Raw genomic sequence first — 18,988 nt, 5'->3', positions numbered from 1 at the left:
CGCCGAGCGCACAGGCACCCCACACGAGGTGCTCAGCTGTTTGCCAGTCAGCGCATCATAGGCAGAGGGCAGCTACCGGAGCAACGAAGCACTGGCCGCGTTTCCTGAGCTGCTTTCAAACGCAAACACTTGGCTGTAGCGAAAAGTAGCACTAACGGTCCGAACCACTCTTAGCTGCGGTTTCTCCCGTCATCCTGACCGGGTAGCGAAGACGTCGATACCGGCCCATGCCGATCACACATCCCCGCGGCGGCATATCGTGGGCGAATGTCGATTGTGCAACGCGAACGCGACGCGATGGTCGCGACCTTCCGTACGGTGGGGCCGGATGCCCCGACCCTGTGTGGCGACTGGACGACGCGCGATCTGACCGCGCACCTGTTGGTGCGCGAACGCCGACCAGATGCGTTGCCCGGCATCTTGTTCGGCCCGCTGGCGCCTTACACCGCGCGCGTCCAGGACAAGCTGACCACCTCGACGAAGTGGGACGACCTCATCGCACTGTTCGCCGCAGGGCCGCCATTGTTTTCCGCGTTCAAGATTCTCGACCCGGTGGCGAGCATTCATGAGATGTTCGTCCATCATGAGGACGTCCGCCGTGCGCAGATCGGCTGGAAGCCAAGGGAACTCGATTCCAAGACGACCGGTGCGGTAAAGCGGCGCATCTCGGTGGTCAGCCGGGCGGGGATGTCGAAAGCGATTGCAGCGATACCCGCTCGCTTGACGTTGCGCACCACCGACGGTCAGAACGTGGCGGCGGTTGGGCACGGTTCGCCCGTCACGGTGACGGGCGAGCCGCTGGAGCTACTGCTGTTTACGTTCGGGCGCAACGCCGTCCGCGTCGACTTCGACGGAGACGACGACGTGGTCCGCGCCGTGCAGGCCGCCGAGCGCGGATTTTGAGAGACCGTTCGCGTTTACTCTGCGCGCCGAGCCCCGACGATCATGACGGCCGCTAGCTCGCGACGTAAACCGTGTTGGTTGAGTACCCGCCGGTCAGCGGATTGGCGAACCGGATGACGGATGCCTCGGACTGGCGAAAGACCTCGGCGAGGACGGCCTCGAAGTCAGAGTCGGGCGGATCATCGGACCACAGCGCGAAGACCCCGCCGGGATGCAGGTGCCCGATCAGCTTTCGCAACCCTTCTGGCGTGTAGAACGCGGAGTGGCTGGGGTGCAGGACGTGTCGCGGTGTGTGGTCGATATCGAGGAGCACGGCGTGAAAGCGCCGGCCCGGTGTCTCCGGATCGAAACCCGCCTCGCTGTCGGCCATGGCGAAGAAGTCGCCCCGCTGCAGGCGAACCCGGGGATCCGACGCCAATTCGGCAGTGTCCGGAAGCAACCGACGCTGATGCCAGCCGATGACCTCTCCGAGTGCTTCCACCACGACCAGTGAACGCACGCGGGGATCCTCGATCGCCGTCTTCGCGGTGTAGCCGAGCCCCAATCCCCCGACGACGACATCGAGGTCGCCATCTACCGCCTGGGCCAGGCCGAGGCGCGCGAGCGCTACCTCGGCCACGGTGAACAGGCTCGACATCAGGAACTCGTCGCCGAGCTTGACCTCGTATACGTCGACGTTCAGGGAGGGCTCGACCCGCCTGCGCAGGCTGATGACTCCCATGGGGGTCTCGGACCAGTCGAGTTCCTCGAAACGTGCACTCACGATGCACCACCGGCCCGCCCGCAACGTCGTTCGCCGAGCGCGTCTCGGCGAACGAAGCCTACAGACAGTCAGCGCATCGGCACCGCTGCTCTGACACTAGAAACCGACGGCCTGACCGTCGCGACGCGGGTCGCTTGCCCCGAGATATCCGTCCGGTAAGCGCCAGATCGCTTGACAGCAGCCGAACTGGTTGTAGTCATCGACCGCAACGACATCGTGGCCGCGCCGGCGAAGCTCGTCGACCGTTGCCTGCGGGAAGCCGTCTTCGAGGCTTACCTGCATGCCCTGTATCCAGCGGAACCGAGGTCCATCACACGCCGTCTGCGGATTCTGACCGTAGTCGGCGATGCGCACTACCACTTGCAGGTGGCCCTGCGGCTGCATGGTGCCGCCCATCACGCCGAAACTCATCACAGGTGCGCCGTCCCGCGTGAGGAAGCCGGGAATGATCGTGTGGTAAGGCCGTTTTCGCGGCCCGACCAGGTTCGGGTGCGCCGGCGTCACACTGAAGTCGGTGCCGCGGTTCTGCAATGAGATTCCGGTACCCGGCACCACGACGCCGGACCCGAAGCCGTCGTAGTTGGATTGGATCATCGACACCATCATTCCGGCGGAGTCGGCCGCGGTCAGGTACACGGTGCCGCCCTTCGGAGGCTTTCCTGCCACCACCGGTCTGGCCCGCGCCGGGTCGATCAGCGTCGATCGCTGCCGGAGGTAGTCCTCGTCCAACAGCTGATGTGGCCGCACCGGCATGTGGTCCACATCGGCGACGTAGGCCCGCGCGTCGGCGAAAGCGAGTTTGATCGCCTCGATCTGCAGGTGCACGCTGTCTGCCGAATCCACTGGGAGCGATGACATGTCGAAGTGCTGCAGCATGCCAAGTGCGGTCAACGCAATAATCCCCTGGCCGTTAGGTGGGATCTCGTGCAACGTGTAGCCGCGGTAGTCGACCTTGATCGGATCGACCCAGTCCGCGCGGTGCTCCGCGAAGTCGGAGGCCAGCATCGCGCCACCGTTCGACGTCGAATGCGCTTCCATCGTCACCGCAAGCTCGCCCCGATAAAATGCCTCGCCGCCTGTCGCCGCAATCGCCTCCAATGTCGACGCGTGCTCGGGGAGCCGGAACCGCTCCCCTGGCGCGGGCGCTCGTCCACCCGGAAGAAACGCAGCCGCGAATCCTGGCTGCGACCGCAGTTCCGGAACCTGCGCGGCCCACTGAGCGGCCACCGTCGGCGAGACCAGGAAACCCTCACGGCCGTAACCGATCGCCGGCTGGAAGACCCGCTCGAACGGCAACCGGCCGAACCGGGCGTGCAACTCGGTCCAGGCGGACACTGCGCCGGGCACGGTGACCGCATTCCAGCCCCGCAGCGGAACCGGGCCGCCACGGAAATACTCGGGCGTCCAAGCGGCCGGCGAACGACCCGAAGCATTCAACCCATGCAATCTCGTGCCGTCCCACACGATGGCGAAGGCGTCCGAACCGATGCCGTTGGACACCGGCTCGACCAAGGTCAGCGTGATCGCGGCGGCCAGCGCCGCGTCGACCGCACTCCCGCCGTCGGCAAGCATCGCCAGGCCTGCCTGGGCGGCCAGCGGCTGGGACGTGCAGACCACGTTCCGAGCCAGCACGGGTTTGCGCGGCCAGGCGTAGGGCAGATCCCACGAGAAGGGGACGGTCATAGACTCAATCCTAAAAGGGCCGCTCGGTGCCGCGACACACCAACTCCGCTGCGCCGCAGTGTGGCTCAGATGTCGGAGGTGTTATACCTCGTCTTCACAGAAGGCGCAGCCAGCAATGGAGGCAGGTCGGTCAGCCGACCTTCGCCCGCGCGAAAGGCGCGGTAAGCCTCGTCGTCCTCCACCGTGTCCCACAGTTCGTAGATGACCCAGTGGGCTTCGTCGTCGGCATCGACAAATACATCTGTGCCGAGGTTGCCCTGGAACGCCCGGGTGTCTTGAAGTGCTCGACTCATGAGGTCGCGCGCTGCAGGCACCCCATCTGGCTTGATCCTCATTTCGAGTATCACCACGATCGGCATTGTCGCCTCCTAGCAGTGGGTCAGGGTGCGGCTCGGGGAGGTGTTGAGCCGCCCGCCGCAGATCACCGCCAAGGTAACCCAATTTCGGTCATCCACGCCTGCCGCCTGCTGCCGGCACCTGCGCTGCCTACGCAATGTCGAGGAGATCGTCGATCGTCCCGGCAGCAGCGGGTCGCGCGAAGTAGAAACCCTGCGCAAAGCCGCAGCCGAGCTCGAGAAGACGGCTTGCCGAGCCCGCGGTTTCGACGCCTTCAGCAATCGTTTCGAGGTTGAGGGCTGAGGCGAGGCTGATGACGGCCTTGATGATGGCGTCATCGTTGGAGTCGCTGAGATCGGCCACGAAGGACTGGTCGATCTTCAACGTGTCGACCGGAAATCGCTTCAGGTAGCTGAGCGACGAGTAGCCGGTCCCGAAATCGTCGATGCTGAGGCTGACGCCAAGACCCTTCAACGACCCGAGGATCTGCACTGCGGCGGCAGCATCCTCCATCAGCGCGGTCTCGGTGATCTCCAGCTCGAGGCATTCCGGCGGCAGACCCGACCCGGCGATCACCTCGGCGACCAGGCGGACCAGACCAGCGTCGGCAACCTGGAGCGGGGAGAGGTTGACGGCCATCTTGAACGACTCCAAGCCGGAGCGAGCCCGCCAGGCGGCGGCCTGGGTTGCTGCTTCGCGGAGCACCCATGCGCCGAGCGGCACGATGAGACCAGTCTCCTCGGCGATGGGAATGAACTGGCCAGGAGGGACCAGGCCCCGAGAGGGGTGGCGCCACCGCACGAGCGCCTCGGAGCCGACGATGCGGCGGGTCCGGAGCTCGACGATGGGCTGGTACTGGATTTCGAATTCGCCCGCCGCGATGCTTCGCCGGAGAGCGACCTCGGTGTCGAGGCGCTCGACAGCTTTGGCTCGCATCGAATGCGCAAAGACGGCGCTACGGGCCCGACCATCCTGCTTGGCGCGATACATCGCGGCGTCGGCGTCGCGAAGGAGCGATTCCGCCGAGACGAGGGGTGAGCTTGCCATCGCGATGCCGATGCTGAGCGTCACCACGAGCTCGCCCTTGCCCCAGCCGAGAGGCTGCTGCATGGCGTCCCTGATGCTTGCCGCGATCCCGATGGCCTCTTCCTCGCCAGTGAGGCCTTCGCAGAGAACGACGAACTCGTCGCCACCGAAGCGGGCGAGAGTGTCGCTCGTCCGCAACGTCGTTCGGAGCCGGCTCGCCATGGCCAGCAGCATGTGGTCGCCGGCGGGGTGGCCGAGGCTGTCGTTGATGACCTTGAACCGATCGATGTCAATGAACAGAACCCCGACCGAACCGTCGGAGCGATCGAGCCGCCCGAGCATGTGGGTGAGTCGATCGAGGAGGAGCGTCCGGTTCGGGAGGCCGGTCAAGGGGTCGTGCAACGCCTGGTGGGCGAGAGCGTCCTCGGCCGACCGCTGCTCGGTGATGTCTTGCACTGTGCCCCGCATGTGGAAGGCGACGCTCGCCCCGTCGAGCTCGACGCGGCCCTGTGATCGCAGCCATCGCGTCACGCCGTCGGGCAGAACGATGCGGTAATCGACGTCGAACGCGCTGCGGGCGTCGAGCGCGGCGTGCAGCAAGCCGCGGACCGACTCGGCGTCCTCGGGGTGGAGCTGGCCGAGGAGGTCGTCCATGTCCCGCGGCGTATCGGGGGCGTAGCCATAGAGACGGCGGAGCTCTTCGGACCACACCATCTCGTCGGTGACGAGGTTGAGCTCCCAGCTGCCGAGGTGGGCGATGCGCTGCGCCTCGGCAAGCGTCGCCTGGCTACGTACCAGCGCGTCCTCGGCGTGCTTGCGGAGCACGGCGTAGCGGATGGCCCGCGTCAGTGTCTCGTCAACGGCATTGCCTTTGACCAGGTAGTCCTGCGCGCCTGCGGCGACGGCTTGCATCCCCAACTCGCTGTCGGCGTGGCCGGTGAGCACCACGACGGGCATCATCGGGCTCCGGTGCTTGATTGCCCGCACTCCCTCGAGGCCCGAAGCGTCGGGCAGACCGAGGTCGAGGACGACGCAGTCACGCATTTCGACGTCGAGTTCGGCCATGGCCTCCCGGAGGCTGCGGGCCCGGGCGAGTTCCATGCCCGACCCGAAGGTGCCTTCGAGCATGAGTTGCACAAGCCGGGCGTCGCCGTCGTTGTCCTCGACGAGCAGGACCCGCACCAGCTCGGTGTCGTGGGTTGCCGTCGTGATGCCCTTCATTTGGGCAGTCGCACTATCCGCAGCCAGAAGCCTTCGAGCGAGCGCACTGCCTCGATGAATTCGGTGAAGTCGACGGGCTTGGAGATGTAGCAGTTCGCGTGCAGTTCGTAGGCGGATTGGATGTCCCGCTCGGCCGACGACGATGTCAGGACGATGATCGGGATCTTGGCGAGGTCTGGGTCGCTCTTGATGTCGATCAGGACCTCCCGCCCGTCGAGTCGGGGCAGGTTCAGGTCGAGAAGGATGATGTCGGGCCGTGGGGCATCGACGTAGCGGCCCCGGCGGCGGAGGTACTCGATGGCCTCTTCGCCGTCGCCGACGACATGGAGGTCGTTGGCGACCCTGGCGCCGCGCAGCGCCTCCTGGGTGAGGCGGACATCGCCCGGGTTGTCCTCGACGAGGAGGATGTGGATCCCGTCACCCACCGGGGATCACCTCTTTCGCCAACTCGACGTCGGGCAGGGTGAAGTGGAAGGCACTGCCGCGCTTCGCATCCCCGTCGAGCCAGATCCGGCCGCCGAGGCGGGTGATGATCTTGTGACACAAGGCCAGACCGATCCCTGTCCCCGGATATTCGCTGCGACCGTGGAGCCGCTTGAACATGAGAAAGATCCGGTCGCGATGGACCTCGGCAATGCCGATGCCGTTGTCCTCAACCGTGAAGCACCACGCGTCGACGTCTCGTACGGCAGAGACGCGGATCTCCGGCCGGACGTCGGTGGCGACGAACTTCAGAGCATTGGAGAGAAGGTTTTGAAGAAGGAGGGCGAGTTGGCCTGAGTCGCCTTCGATCACCGGCAGCTCGTCTACGACCACGATGGCACCCGACTCGACGATGACCCGGTCGAGGTCGGCCAGCGCGGAACGCACGAGTGCGTTGCAGTCGACCCGGCGCCGGACCAGCATGCCGGTGCCGGCCCGCGAGTAGGCGAGCAGGTCGTCGATGAGCACCTTCATCCGGGCGGCACCGTCGACGGCGAACGCGATGAATTCGTCGGCGTCGGAGTCGAGTTGGCCCTGATAGCGGTCGGCCAGGAGCTGCACGTAGCTGGAAACCATTCGCAGCGGCTCGGACAGGTCGTGTGAGGCGACGTACGCGAATTGCGCGAGATCACTGTTGGAGCGTTCGAGTTCTGCCAGCAACTTGGTGACGACGGTGGCGTGCTCGCGCGAGTCCGTCAGGTCGCGCGCCGAGCAGTACAAGATCTCTCGGGCCATGTCGGCCCGGACGTTCCACGCCATCCAGCAGGACGAGCCGTCCTTGCGGAGACACCGGAGGTCGAAGGACAGCCCTGCCGACGCGTACGGGAACTCCGATGTCAACGCTTCCGTGTCCCGTCGGCCCCCGGGATGGGCGAGTTCGGCGAATGAGTAGTTCGTCAGCTCGCCCGGTTCGTAACCCAGCGCGAGCTCAAGCGCCGCATTCACCTCGAGGAACCGACCGTCGAACGTGGCGGTGCACAGCATTGCGGCAAACCGCTCGAAGAGGTTGCCCTCGCCCTCGTCGGGTTGAGCGTCAAGCGCCTGCGGAATTGTCATGCTGCGGCCCCCTCGGTCGATCCAAGCAACTTGGGCGACCTCTCTGGCGAACCGTATCAGCAGTGACACTCCAGTTTGGGGCGAATAACATTAGTCGTCAGCAAATATCAATACGCGTAGCCGCCTGGAGCTTTCAGCAAATCACTCCGCCAAGCGCTGTGCCAGATACGGCGCCGTGCGGCTGTTTTTCGCACGTGCCACCTTCGTGGGCGGCCCCGCCGCGACGACCCCACCGCCATCGCTACCGGCACCCGGTCCCAGATCAATCACCCAGTCGGCACCCGCGACCATCCGCATATCGTGTTCGGCCACCACTACGGTGTTGCCCGAGTCGACGAGGCGGTGCAGTTGACGATCGAGCAGATCCACGTCGGCGGGGTGTAGTCCGGTGGTCGGCTCGTCGAGGACGTAGAGAGTGTGCCCTCGCCTCGGTCTCTGCAGTTCGGAGGCGAGCTTGATCCGCTGCGCCTCGCCACCTGACAGCTCGGTCGCGGGCTGTCCGAGACGGAGATAACCCAGTCCCACCTCCCGCAGCGTGGTCAGACTCCGCGACGCGCTGGCGACGTCGGCAAGAAAGTCCGAGGCCTCATCGACCGTCATCGCGAGCACGTCGGCGATCGTCCTATCGCGATAGCGCACCTCGAGTGTCTCGTCGGAGTACCGCGCTCCGTGACACGCCGGGCACACGGCGTAAGTGCCTGGCAGGAACAACAATTCGACCGACACAAACCCCTCCCCCTGACAGGTGGGGCAGCGACCTTCGGCCACGTTGAACGAAAACCTGCCCGCTGTCCAACCGCGCCGACGCGCCTTCGGGGTGGCAGCGAATTCGCGGCGCACGGCGTCGAACAAGCCGGTGTAGGTCGCCAGCGTCGAGCGCGGCGTGCGTCCGATCGGGCGCTGGTCGACGGTTACCAGCCGGTTGATGTCCTCCACCCCCTCTGCCGTCACACCGACGCTCGCGTCGTGATCGAGATCGACGATCCCGGTGTCGGTTTCGTCGTCGTTGGCTTCAACCGGTTCGGCAGCGCGTCCGGTGCCGAGATGGCTGTTCACCACATCGCCGAGGACCTTGACGACAAGGGTCGACTTGCCGGAACCGGATACTCCGGTGACGGCGGTGTACACCCCAAGTGGCAGGTCCACGTCGAGGTCTCTCAAATTGTGGAAACAGATCCCGCGCAACCGCAGCCACCCGGACTGCGCGCGGGGTTCACGAGACGGCGGCCCGGCCTCGTCGAAAAGGTACCTACGCGTGACCGACCGCTCGATGTCGGCGAGACCCGGCACCGGCCCGCTGTAGAGGACCTCGCCGCCAAGCTCTCCCGCCCCGGGGCCAACGTCGACGATCCAGTCGGCGCGGCGCACGACGTCCATGTCGTGTTCGACCACGAATAGCGAATTTCCCGCGCGCCGAAGGCGATCGAGCACGTCGAGTAGCGGTTCGGCGTCCGCTGGGTGAAGTCCAGCCGACGGCTCGTCGAGCACATAGAGCACGCCGAACAGGCCGGCACGCAGTTGAGTGGCTAGGCGCAACCGCTGCAGCTCGCCGGGTGACACCGTCGGTGTACGGCGACTCAGCGCGAGATAGCCGAGGCCGAGATCTATGAGTATCTGCAGCCGCGCAACGAGATCGGCGGCGATCATGGTCGCCACTTCCGTCAACTCACCGGAATTCGTTGACTCGTAAGCGGCGGCGGCATCGGTGCGAGAAGCCGTCGGGCGCAATGTATCAGCAAGCTCGGCCAACGACATCGCAACGTAGTCGGCGATGGTGCGCCCGACGAATGTCACCTTCAGCGCCTCCGCACGCAGGCCGGAACCGCCGCACAACGGACACTCGACGCTGCCGACGAATTGCAGCACCCGGCGACGCATCATCGCGCTGTGGGAGTTGGCCAATGTGTGGCGGACGTGGCGTTCGGCGCTGGAGAACGTGCCGTTGTAATAGTAATCGGCCTGCACGGGGTGTTGACCCGGATCGATTTCGACTGTTGGTTGCTCGTCGGTGAACAGAATCCAATGGCGTTGACGCTTAGTAAGTTTCCGCCACGGCTTGTCGATGTCGTAACCCAGCGTGACGAGGATGTCGCGTAGGTTTTGGCCCTGCCACGCACCCGGCCATGCGGCAACGGCGCCTTCGCGGATGGTCAGCGACGGGTCTGGCACCAGTGTTTCTTCGGTCACCCGATGGATTCGTCCCAGCCCGTGGCAATCGGGGCACGCCCCCACCGCGGTGTTCGGGGAGAACGCGTCGGAGTCCAGTCGTTCCGTGGTCTCCGGCGGGTAGGTTCCGGCGCGGGAGAACAGCATCCTCAGCAGATTCGACAGTGTGGTGACGGTGCCGACCGTCGACCGCGACGTCGCCGAACCCCGACGCTGCTGCAACGCGACGGCGGGCGGTAGCCCGGTGATGTCATCTACCTTTGGCGCGCCAGTCGGCAACAGCAGGCGACGGGCGTACGGCGCGACCGATTCGAAGTAGCGGCGCTGGGCTTCGGCATAGATCGTCCCGAAGGCCAACGACGATTTGCCGGATCCGGAGATCCCCGTGAATGCGACCAGCGCATCGCGCGGCGCTACGACGTCGACACCCCGCAGATTGTGGACCTGGGCCCCGTAAACACGCACACAAGGGTCGTGGTCGTCGGTGCTTCGGTAGGACATTTCTGCCATCGTGCTCGGACGAGTACCCGTGCGCCAGCGGTGCAAGCATGAGGTGGCACGACAGCCACGCTTCGCGCCTGGGTTTCGACTACGTCATTTCTGTGAATTACCCCCATGCCATTGCCCACGCGAGAGAGGTCCTCAATGAAGCGAATCGTCTACTCCGTCTTGGCGGCTTCGGCGGCGGCCGCTGTCATCAGCGGCTGCTCGGCGTCCGAGGTCATCAACACCGGCGGCGACACGAAATGCAAGGACTTCGTCACCCAGGACGAGAAAAAGCAAAACGACGAAGTTAGCAAGATGCTCAAGGACAGCAGCGGTAAGGATCCGACCAATCTGGAGATCACCGCGACCAAGACCTCGGTCTTGCTCTATTGCAAGACTCTCGGCACCGAGGACACGAAGATTTCAGAGGCGCCGCACGGCTGAGCGACCTACGAAGTTCCCAACAGGCATGAAAGCGGCCCCCGGAGAATCTCCGGGGGCCGTTTTACCTGGTAGCGGGGAGATCATTGCTCATGCCTGAGCGCAGGGAATTGGTCCATTGCCAGGGCCAGGTCATCGCCGCCCATACGGCGATGACCACCGCGATCTCGGCCAGTACGTAGAACGGCCACGGCCCGAGGGCATCGAGTATCGATGTCGTGGGCGGCTTTCCGTTGAGGTAGCCGTAGTCCGTGCGGGCAAACGTGTTGAAGGCGAGGGTGAACGCGACCCAGCCGAGCGTCACGGCGACAGCGAACCGGAAATCGTGCCAACCGGGGCGTTGTCGGCGCCCCCAGGTCAGGTAGACGGCCGACCATACGACCAAAACGTGCAGCGCGAAGAAGGTCACGAACAAGTGGTTCGGGAAGTCCGGTGCGCCTTCGGTAGGTGTACCGATGTCCGGAGTCAGCAGAGCCTGTGAACTCAGTAGCAGGCCCCAGTAATAGGTAAGCGCGAAGGCCCAATGCTGTTGTGACCACAGCGCGTAAGCGGCAACGAGTTCGGCGATGTCGCACAGCTGTAGCGGTATCGAGGTCTGGATGTCGGGCTGGGTGAGTTTGTAGGTCAGCGCTACCGCGAACGCCAGCAGAATAAGTACCGCGAGTGTGCGGCTCAGTATCTGCGCGTGCGCGTCGGTCGACCTGCGCCCGATCCACACCAGCAGCACCGCGCCGAGCGCGAAGATCGACAGAACGACCAAGTGCGATGGGCCGTAGGCCGTGAATTCGTGGCGTGCGGCGAAGGACTCCATTGACGCCTCCCAGTCGTCTTGGTGATCGTGTCCGCGGTTCTCAACCTTCGATTATGGCGTGGGCTCCAAGTCCTGCAGACTTCCGGCCGATCACAACCCACACGAAAACGGCCCCCGGAGTAATCTCCGAGGGCCGTCTTACCTAGTAGCGGGGACAGGATTCGAACCTGCGACCTCTGGGTTATGAGCCCAGCGAGCTACCGAGCTGCTCCACCCCGCGTCGGGTGAACGCAACGTTACCGGCCGCCAAGCAAAGGAACCAAATCGGCAGCTCAGAGGCACAATCACGCTTGGCGTTCGTCACAAAGCAGGGGTATTGGCTTGCTTCCCACGGCAGAAGTCGACAGGCTCGTTGGAGATGAAGTCAAAACACACCACCCGCTATGCCGCGATCGCGATGATCGCCGCCGTCGCCTTCGGGGTCTCCAGTTGCGACAACGAATCCGGTGTCACCACAAGTAATCCCGCCGCGTCGATCCCCGCGCTGCCCGGTGTGTCCGCTGCCACCACCACGACCACCAGCACCAAACCGGCCGCTGCCTCTGTCGACTACACCCGTCTGCTGCTGCAGCCCGGCGACATCTCGGCGACGGGTGACGCCTTCGTCGCCCAGCCGGCGACCGCGAACCCCGACAGCCGGCCCGGCGCCGAAGTGCTGATCGTCAACCAGGCGCAGACCAAGGCCGTCAGCATCCTGATCATCGCGCTCGACAGCCCGGCCGCCGGTCCTTCCGCGCTCGCCGAGGCGCAGGCCAGCCTGGCCAAGTCGGTGGATCCCGGCCCACCGCGACCCTCCATCGTGGGCACCGGCGGCACCATCGTCTCGGGCAACTCCCCCGACGGAGCGAAGTCAGTCAGCGTGCTGCTGTTCACGGTGGGCTCCACGCTGGCCCGGGTGGAGTTCGACGGCCTGCCCGGCCAGCCCGCAGACGCTGACTTCATCACCAACGTCGGCCAGAAGCAGGCCATCGCTCTGCGCGTGGGGTTGCCCACTCCCACTCCCTAGCGACGGGCCGGCACCGGCACGCGCATCAGATCCTCGGCCACGACGATGTCGCCGGAGAACACCGCGGCGGCCTCGTCGGCGTAGCGGCCGGCGGCGTCCTGGTAGCGCTGTGAGAAGTGCGTCAGCACCAGCGTGCGCACCCCGCACTCGGCCGCAACCTCGGCCGCCTGTCGAGCTGTCAGGTGCCCGTATTGCTGTGCCAGGTCTTCGTCCTGCGCCAAGAAAGTCGCCTCGATCACCAACAGGTCGGCGCCGTCGGCCAACTCGTACACGCCGTCGCAGAGCCTGGTATCCATCACGAACGCGAATCGCTGGCCCCGCCGCACCTCACTGACCTGCTCCAGCTCGATCATTCGGTCCCCCACCCTGATCGCCCCGGCCCGCTCCAACGCGCCGACGTCGGGACCGCTGATCCCAAAGCGGGACAACAACTCCGGAATGAAACGCCGACCGTCGGGCTCGACGAGCCGGTAGCCGAACACCTCGGTCGAATGCTCGAGGGCCCGCGCCTCCAGTACCCCGAACGCCCCGACCGCCACGGTGCCGTTCGCCTCGATCGGTTCCTCCCGCACGTCGACCGTGTCGTAGAAGATCGAGGCATGGCGCAGCCGGGCGAAGTAGTCCCGTCCGGACGCCGGGAAATGCGCAACGATCGGATGGCTCACCCGGTCCAGCGACGCCCGCTGGATGATGCCGGGCACCCCGAGGCAGTGGTCACCGTGAAAGTGCGTGAGGCACAGCCGGTTTACCGCACTGACGGCAACCCCGGCCAGCACCATCTGGCGCTGGGTTCCCTCGCCGGGATCGAAGAGCAGCCCTTCGTCGTCCCAGCGCAGCAGGTAGCCGTTGTGGTTGCGGTAGCGCGTCGGCACCTGACTGGCGGTGCCGAGCACGACCAACTCACGCATGGCTAGACGCCGCTACTTCGTGCCCTCGTACTTCTTGAAGGCATCATCGAGCCGCTGCAGCGCATCGCCGTATTCGGCGAAGTTGCCGTTCTTTTGGGCTTCCTGCACGGCGCCGAGTGCAGTCTCGACATCCTGCAGCGCGGCCATCTTGGGCCCCGACAACGTCGTTGGCACTCCTGGCGTCGCGGGCACTGCCGCGATCGGTGTGGGGACCTCAGGCGCGCTGCCCGGCGCCGGGGGCGGTGCCGCCGCCGGCGGGCGACCACCCGGTGGCTGACCACCCGGTGGAGTCGCGGGTGCGGGACCGGTGGCCGTCGCCCCTGCGCCGGCACCGAAAATGCCGTCCAGCGCGGTACTTACGGTCGGGCCGTAGCCGACCTTGTCGTTGTACATCATCGCCACGCGGATCAACCGTGGATAGGACGACGCGGCGTCGCTACTGCCCGGCGAGGCGTACACCGGCGACACGTAGATCAAACCGCCCTGCCCGACCGGCAGGGTGAGCAGATTGCCCCACCGTATTCGGTTCTGGTTGTCCCGTCCGATCACACCGAGGTCCTGACTGACCGCGGTGTCGGTACTGATCGCGTTGAACGCCAGCTTTGGACCGTTGACCTGACCCGGGATCGTCAACACCGTGATCCTGCCGTAGGTGTCGGGATCGGAACTCGCGCTGATGTAGGCCGCCAAGAAGTCGCGGCGGAACCGGTTCATCGCGCTGGTCAGTTGGAACGACGCCGAATTGTCGTTGCGCGCAATATTCTTGGCGACGATGTAGTACGGCGGCTGGTAGCTGCTGGCGGTCGGGTTGGGATCGAGCGGCACGTCCCAGAAGTCCGAGGTGGAGAAGAACGTCACCGGATCGTCGACGTGATACTTGGCCAGCAGCATGCGCTGCACCTTGAACAGATCCTCCGGATAGCGCAGGTGCGCAGCAAGATCCGGCGAAATCTCACTCTTAGGCTTGACCGTGCCCGGGAAGACTGACATCCACGCCTTCAGCACCGGGTCGCTCTCGTCCTGGGCGTACAGCGTCACGGTGCCGTCGTAAGCGTCGACGGTGGCCTTGACCGAGTTGCGGATGTAGGACACCTGCTTGTCCGGTGCCAGCCGGTTGACCGCCACCTCGGTGGAGTCGGCGGTGGCCGAGGACAGCGACGTCAACTCCGAGTACGGATAGTTGTCCAGCGTGGTGTAGCCGTCGATGACCCACACCATCTTCTTGTTGACGATCGCCGGATACACCGAGCTGTCGGTGGTCAGCCACGGTGCCACCGCCTCGACTCGCTGCGCAGGATCGCGGTTGAACAGGATCTTGCTATTGGAGCCGATCACGTTGGAGAACAGGAAGTTTCGCTCGGCGAATTTGGCGGCGAACACCGAGCGGGCCAGCCAGTTGCCGATCGGAACACCGCCGCCGCCGGTGTAGGTGTAGTTCTTGGTCTCGGTGTTGGTCTCATAGTCGTATTCGCGGTCGTTGCCGGTCTTGCCGACGATCGCGTAGTCGGCCGAAGTGTTGGAGATGACCGGGCCGTAGTACACGCGCGGCTGATCCAGTGGAGCAGGACCTGGGGAGACGACAGTGCCGTTCGCGCCGACGACGCTGGCCAGGAACTCCGGGTAGCCGCCATTCTGGTTGGGGTCGTTGGCGATTCCGCGCACCGTGTTGGCCGGCGAGGCGATGAACCCGTTGCCGTGGGTGTAGACCGTGTGCCGGTTGATCCAGTCCCGCTGGTTGTCGATCAGACGGTCGGGGTTGAGTTCGCGTGCGGCGACGACGTAGTCACGCAGATCGCCGTCGGGGCTCTGGTACCGGTCGATCGACAGCTGATCGGGGAAGTAGTAGAAGTTTTTGCCCTGCTGGAACTGGGTGAACGCCGGGCTGATGATCGTCGGGTCGAGCACCCGGATGTTCGACGTGGTGGCCCGGTCGGAGGCCACCTGTTGCGCGGTGGTCGGTGCCGTGCCGCTGTAGTCACGGTAGGTGACGTGGTCGTTGGTCAGCCCGTACGCCTGCCTGGTCGCGGCGATACTGCGACTGATGTATTCGCTTTCCTTCTGCGCCGCATTGGGTTTGACGCTGATCTGCTCGACCACCAACGGCCAGCCCGCCCCGACGATCAGCGAGCTCAGCAGCAACAGCACCAAACCGATCGCCGGAATGCGCAAGTCGCGCAGCACGAGTGCGGAGAACACCGCGGCCGCGCAGATCAGCGCGATGGCCAACAGGATCAGTTTGGCCGGCAGCACCGCGTTGATGTCGGTGTAACCGGCACCGGTGAACGGCTTGCCGCCGCGGGTATGGCTGAGCAGCTCGTAGCGGTCGAACCAGTAGGCGACCGCCTTGAGCACCACCAGCGTCCCGATCAGGGCGACCAGCTGGATACGCGCCGGGCGGCTCAGCACTCCGGCGCGCCCGGCAAGCCGGATGCCCCCGAAGACGTAGTGGCTGAGCAGATTCGCCAGGAACGCAAGGAACACCGCGACGAACAGATACGACAGCACCAGCCGGTAGAACGGCAGATCGAAGGCGTAGAAGCCGAGGTCCTTACCGAATTGCGGATCGGTGACACCGAAGTTCCCGCCGTGCAGGAACAGCTGCACCCGCGCCCAGTAACTCTGCCCGACGGCGCCGGCCAGCACGCCGATCACCGCAGGCACCCCGATACCGAACAGCTTGAGGCGCGCCATCACCGCCGTGCGGTAGCGCGCCACCGGATCGTTGGGCCCGGCGGTCGGGACGAACACGGGCCGGGTGCGGTAGGCCAGCGCCAGCCCGGCGAACACGATTGCCCCGACGAGCACGGCGGCCACCAGGAACACGACGATCCGGGTGAGCAGCGTGGTGGTGAACACCGAGCGGTATCCCAACTCGCCGAACCACAGCCAGTCCACGTAGGCGTCGACCAGCCGTGGCCCCACCAACAACAGCACGACGACCGCGAGCGCAACACCGATCAGAATCCGGCTGCGCCGAGTCAGCTTCGGCATCCTGGCGCCGGGCCGCATACTCACCTGTCAGGCTCCTGAGTCTTGTCGGGCGGCTGCGCCGCGCCGTGGCAGCAGTACGGCCACAACTCTACGCATCACAGCAGCGGTCTTGTCCTGCACTAACGCGCTAGCAGCTGGGCGGACGGCCGCCGGAGGTCAACGTGTGCAGCGAGTCGACAGCCCCGGCCAAGGTGTCCACCTTGACCAGTTCCATGTTGTCGTCGCGCATCGACCTGGCCTCGTCGCAATTGTCGGCGGGCACCAGGAAGACCGACGCGCCCGCTTCCTGGGCGGCCAGCATCTTGTGGGTGATGCCCCCAATCGGGCCCACCTTGCCGTCCGCGTCGATCGTTCCGGTACCTGCGATGAACTTCGATCCGTTGAGGTCACCGGTGGTCAGCTTGTCGACAACGGCCAGGCTGAACATCAGTCCGGCCGACGGCCCGCCGATGTTGGCGAGGTTGAAATCGATGCTGAACGGCGCCCACGGTGCGTCGAGCACGGCCACCCCCAGATAGCCGTAGTCGCGGTCGGGGTTGGTGCCCAACGTGATCCGCGCGCTGCCAGGCGGGGCGTTCTCGCGGCGGTAGTCGATGACGATCTCCTGGCCCGGTTTGGTGGCCTTCAGCAGTCCGGTGAACTCAGCGAGGTTCGCTACCGGCTTACCGTCGACCGCGCCGATAGCATCACCGGCCTGCAGCTTGCCTGCCGACGGGCCGGGATCGTTGACCTTGGCCGCCACGACCGCCTTGGGGTACTTCAGGTATCCGAGTGCGGCGTATGCGGCGCTGTCCTCGGAGTTCTTGAAGTCGGCATCCTGGTCCTTTTCGACGTCCTCGCGCGACTTGTCCGGTGGGAACACCAGATCGCGGGGCACCAGCTGTTCGCGGCCCGACGCCCACAGCGTCAGCGCCTGCCCCAGCGTCAGCCCGTCGCGCTGGGCGACGGTAGTCATGTTCAGATGCCCCGCGGTGGGATGGGTGTCGGTGCCGTTGATGGCCACCACCTGCTTGCCGTCGACCTCGCCGAGCGTGTCGAAGGTCGGCCCGGGGCCCAGCGAGACAAAGGGCACCGTCACGACCGCCAGCAGCACGCCGAAGACCACGATCGGCACGAGCGCCGTCATCAGCGTCAGAATCCGCCTGTTCACGCCGCCAAGACTAGATGCGGCGGGCAGGAGCGAAGCGACCCGGGGAATAGACGGAGCCGTCCGCAGGCCCGGTTCACTGACAGCGTGATCGTCAGTTACGCGCCCACGACGCAGGGTGAGTACGGTTGAGACATGGCTGACCTGCCCTTCGGCTTCTCGCCGGGAGACGACCCCGACCGCGACAAGGCGAAAAAGGACCCCAACTCCGGCTCCGGCGATCCCTTCGGCTTCGGCGGTGGCGACTTCAACATGGCCGACCTCGGCCAGATCTTCACCAAGCTCGGCCAGATGTTCAGCGGCACAGGCGGTGTGATGGGCGGCAGCTCGTCCGGGCCGGTCAACTACGACCTGGCCCGCCAGCTGGCGACAAGCTCCATCGGCTTCGTCGCGCCGATCCCGGCCGCCACCAGCTCGGCCATCGCCGACGCCGTGCACTTGGCCGACACCTGGCTCGACGGCGCGACCGCGCTGCCCGCCGGCGCCACCAAAGCCGTCGCATGGACGCCCAACGAATGGGTGGACGGCACCCTGGACACCTGGAAGCGGCTGTGCGATCCGATGGCCGAACAGATCGGGTCGGTGTGGGCGTCGTCGCTGCCCGAGGAAGCCAAGGCGATGGCCGGGCCGCTGCTGGCGATGATGACCCAGATGGGCGGCATGGCGTTCGGCTCACAGCTGGGCCAGGCGCTGGGAAAGCTGTCCCGTGAGGTGCTGACGTCGACCGATATCGGGCTGCCGCTCGGGCCCAAGGGCGTCGCCGCGTTGCTGCCCGAGGCCATCGAGGCTCTCTCCGAAGGACTTGAGCAGCCACGCAGCGAGATCTTGACCTTCCTGGCCGCCCGCGAGGCAGCCCATCACCGGTTGTTCAGCCATGTCCCGTGGCTGTCGACCCAGCTGCTCAATGCTGTCGAGGCCTACGCCAAGGGCATGAAGATCGACATGAGCGGCATGGAGGAGCTGGCGCAGGGGTTCAACCCGGCCGCGCTGGCCGACCCCGCCGCCATGGAGCAGTTGCTCAGCCAGGGCATGTTCGAGCCCAAGGCCACTCCGGAACAGACGGCGGCGCTCGAGCGCCTGGAAACCCTGCTGGCGCTGGTTGAGGGCTGGGTGCAGACCGTGGTCATCGCCGCGCTCGGCGACCGCATCCCGGGCACTGCCGCGCTGTCGGAGATGCTGCGGCGACGGCGGGCCACCGCCGGACCCGCCGAGCAGACCTTCGCGACGCTGGTCGGCCTCGAGTTGCGGCCCCGCAAGATGCGCGAAGCCGCCGTGCTGTGGGAGCGACTGACCGACGCCGTCGGCATCGACGCCCGCGACGCCGTCTGGCAACACCCCGACCTGCTGCCCAACTCCGCGGATCTCGACGAGCCGGCCGGGTTCATCGACCGGATCATCGGCGGTGACACCAGCGGGCTGGACATCGACTCGGCGATCGCGGAGTTCCAGAAGACAGAGTCGGAAAAGTCGGAGAAATCCGAGAAGCCCGAAAAATCGGACGATGACCCCGACGAGCCTGTGGATAGCTGAGTCGCGCGGCACCCCAGTGGTGCCACAGTCG

General features: G+C 65.6%; 15 protein-coding genes and 1 tRNA gene. 4 read left to right on the top strand and 12 right to left on the bottom strand.

Features of this window, described 5'->3' with window-relative positions:
* The first annotated feature begins 267 nt into the window (after positions 1 to 267).
* Complete coding sequence (locus SLQ31_RS08305) at positions 268 to 903, top strand: TIGR03085 family metal-binding protein (RefSeq protein WP_319431363.1); 636 nt, start codon at positions 268 to 270, stop codon at positions 901 to 903.
* A gap of 52 nt (positions 904 to 955) precedes the next feature.
* Here SLQ31_RS08305 and SLQ31_RS08300 read toward each other — a convergent pair whose 3' ends face one another.
* The 7 genes from SLQ31_RS08300 to SLQ31_RS08270 all read right to left on the bottom strand — a co-directional run bounded on the left by SLQ31_RS08300 (position 956) and on the right by SLQ31_RS08270 (position 10,147).
* Positions 956 to 1,666, bottom strand: a complete 711-nt coding sequence (locus SLQ31_RS08300) for a spermidine synthase (RefSeq protein WP_319431361.1) — start codon at positions 1,664 to 1,666, stop codon at positions 956 to 958.
* Positions 1,667 to 1,762: 96 nt separating this feature from the next.
* Complete coding sequence (locus tag SLQ31_RS08295; protein ID WP_319431359.1) at positions 1,763 to 3,349, bottom strand: gamma-glutamyltransferase family protein; 1,587 nt, start codon at positions 3,347 to 3,349, stop codon at positions 1,763 to 1,765.
* 65 nt (positions 3,350 to 3,414) lie between these two features.
* Positions 3,415 to 3,708, bottom strand: coding sequence for a putative quinol monooxygenase (locus SLQ31_RS08290; RefSeq protein WP_319431357.1), 294 nt, complete (start codon positions 3,706 to 3,708; stop codon positions 3,415 to 3,417).
* A 127-nt stretch (positions 3,709 to 3,835) separates the two neighbouring features.
* Positions 3,836 to 5,932 carry a putative bifunctional diguanylate cyclase/phosphodiesterase gene (locus SLQ31_RS08285; protein WP_319431355.1) on the bottom strand — a complete coding sequence of 699 codons (2,097 nt, stop codon included), beginning with the start codon at positions 5,930 to 5,932 and terminating at the stop codon, positions 3,836 to 3,838.
* Positions 5,929 to 6,357 (bottom strand): response regulator, encoded by a 429-nt coding sequence (locus tag SLQ31_RS08280; protein WP_319431353.1) that lies wholly within the window; start codon positions 6,355 to 6,357, stop codon positions 5,929 to 5,931. The genes SLQ31_RS08285 and SLQ31_RS08280 overlap by 4 nt, the downstream gene beginning before the upstream one ends.
* Positions 6,350 to 7,471, bottom strand: a complete 1,122-nt coding sequence (locus SLQ31_RS08275; RefSeq protein ID WP_319431351.1) for an ATP-binding protein — start codon at positions 7,469 to 7,471, stop codon at positions 6,350 to 6,352. The genes SLQ31_RS08280 and SLQ31_RS08275 overlap by 8 nt, the downstream gene beginning before the upstream one ends.
* A gap of 141 nt (positions 7,472 to 7,612) precedes the next feature.
* Positions 7,613 to 10,147 (bottom strand): excinuclease ABC subunit UvrA, encoded by a 2,535-nt coding sequence (locus tag SLQ31_RS08270; protein ID WP_319431349.1) that lies wholly within the window; start codon positions 10,145 to 10,147, stop codon positions 7,613 to 7,615.
* Between the two features lie 135 nt (positions 10,148 to 10,282).
* Between SLQ31_RS08270 and SLQ31_RS08265 the strand changes: the two genes are divergently transcribed.
* Entirely contained in the window at positions 10,283 to 10,567 is a 285-nt protein-coding gene (locus SLQ31_RS08265) for a hypothetical protein (protein WP_319431347.1), read from the top strand.
* 61 nt (positions 10,568 to 10,628) lie between these two features.
* Here SLQ31_RS08265 and SLQ31_RS08260 read toward each other — a convergent pair whose 3' ends face one another.
* Positions 10,629 to 11,375 (bottom strand): TIGR02206 family membrane protein, encoded by a 747-nt coding sequence (locus SLQ31_RS08260; RefSeq protein ID WP_319431345.1) that lies wholly within the window; start codon positions 11,373 to 11,375, stop codon positions 10,629 to 10,631.
* A gap of 146 nt (positions 11,376 to 11,521) precedes the next feature.
* A tRNA-Met gene (locus SLQ31_RS08255) sits at positions 11,522 to 11,595 on the bottom strand.
* A 138-nt stretch (positions 11,596 to 11,733) separates the two neighbouring features.
* Between SLQ31_RS08255 and SLQ31_RS08250 the strand changes: the two genes are divergently transcribed.
* Entirely contained in the window at positions 11,734 to 12,381 is a 648-nt protein-coding gene (locus SLQ31_RS08250; protein ID WP_319431343.1) for a hypothetical protein, read from the top strand.
* Here the strand turns inward: SLQ31_RS08250 and SLQ31_RS08245 are convergent.
* The 3 genes from SLQ31_RS08245 to SLQ31_RS08235 form a co-directional block, all read right to left on the bottom strand.
* The gene (locus SLQ31_RS08245) at positions 12,378 to 13,289 is read right to left on the bottom strand and encodes a ribonuclease Z (RefSeq protein ID WP_319431341.1); all 912 of its coding nucleotides are present in this window, start codon (positions 13,287 to 13,289) and stop codon (positions 12,378 to 12,380) included. The two genes, SLQ31_RS08250 and SLQ31_RS08245, sit on opposite strands and share 4 nt — an antisense overlap.
* Before the next feature lie 12 nt (positions 13,290 to 13,301).
* A complete protein-coding gene (locus tag SLQ31_RS08240; protein ID WP_319431339.1) occupies positions 13,302 to 16,304 on the bottom strand; it encodes a UPF0182 family protein in 3,003 nt (1,000 codons plus the stop codon).
* A gap of 103 nt (positions 16,305 to 16,407) precedes the next feature.
* The gene (locus SLQ31_RS08235) at positions 16,408 to 17,430 is read right to left on the bottom strand and encodes a PDZ domain-containing protein (RefSeq protein ID WP_319431337.1); all 1,023 of its coding nucleotides are present in this window, start codon (positions 17,428 to 17,430) and stop codon (positions 16,408 to 16,410) included.
* A gap of 132 nt (positions 17,431 to 17,562) precedes the next feature.
* Between SLQ31_RS08235 and SLQ31_RS08230 the strand changes: the two genes are divergently transcribed.
* Entirely contained in the window at positions 17,563 to 18,957 is a 1,395-nt protein-coding gene (locus tag SLQ31_RS08230; protein ID WP_319431335.1) for a zinc-dependent metalloprotease, read from the top strand.
* Positions 18,958 to 18,988 lie beyond the last annotated feature (31 nt).

It is taken from the genome of Mycobacterium sp. RTGN5 (genome assembly GCF_033804465.1).
Taxonomy (GTDB): domain Bacteria; phylum Actinomycetota; class Actinomycetes; order Mycobacteriales; family Mycobacteriaceae; genus Mycobacterium.
The sequence above is the reverse complement of the archived record's forward strand: the minus strand, read 5'-3'. Positions and strand labels throughout refer to the sequence as shown.

Bases quoted from the DNA above. Each gene is read 5' to 3' on its own strand.
- SLQ31_RS08305 (WP_319431363.1), top strand. From the start codon at position 268: ATGTCGATTGTGCAACGCGAACGCGACGCGATGGTCGCGACCTTCCGT.
- SLQ31_RS08230 (WP_319431335.1), top strand. From the start codon at position 17,563: ATGGCTGACCTGCCCTTCGGCTTCTCGCCGGGAGACGACCCCGACCGC.
- SLQ31_RS08290 (WP_319431357.1), bottom strand. From the start codon at position 3,708: ATGCCGATCGTGGTGATACTCGAAATGAGGATCAAGCCAGATGGGGTG.
- SLQ31_RS08275 (WP_319431351.1), bottom strand. From the start codon at position 7,471: ATGACAATTCCGCAGGCGCTTGACGCTCAACCCGACGAGGGCGAGGGC.
- SLQ31_RS08265 (WP_319431347.1), top strand. From the start codon at position 10,283: ATGAAGCGAATCGTCTACTCCGTCTTGGCGGCTTCGGCGGCGGCCGCT.
- SLQ31_RS08250 (WP_319431343.1), top strand. From the start codon at position 11,734: ATGAAGTCAAAACACACCACCCGCTATGCCGCGATCGCGATGATCGCC.
- SLQ31_RS08260 (WP_319431345.1), bottom strand. From the start codon at position 11,375: ATGGAGTCCTTCGCCGCACGCCACGAATTCACGGCCTACGGCCCATCG.
- SLQ31_RS08270 (WP_319431349.1), bottom strand. From the start codon at position 10,147: ATGGCAGAAATGTCCTACCGAAGCACCGACGACCACGACCCTTGTGTG.
- SLQ31_RS08295 (WP_319431359.1), bottom strand. From the start codon at position 3,349: ATGACCGTCCCCTTCTCGTGGGATCTGCCCTACGCCTGGCCGCGCAAA.
- SLQ31_RS08245 (WP_319431341.1), bottom strand. From the start codon at position 13,289: ATGCGTGAGTTGGTCGTGCTCGGCACCGCCAGTCAGGTGCCGACGCGC.
- SLQ31_RS08285 (WP_319431355.1), bottom strand. From the start codon at position 5,932: ATGAAGGGCATCACGACGGCAACCCACGACACCGAGCTGGTGCGGGTC.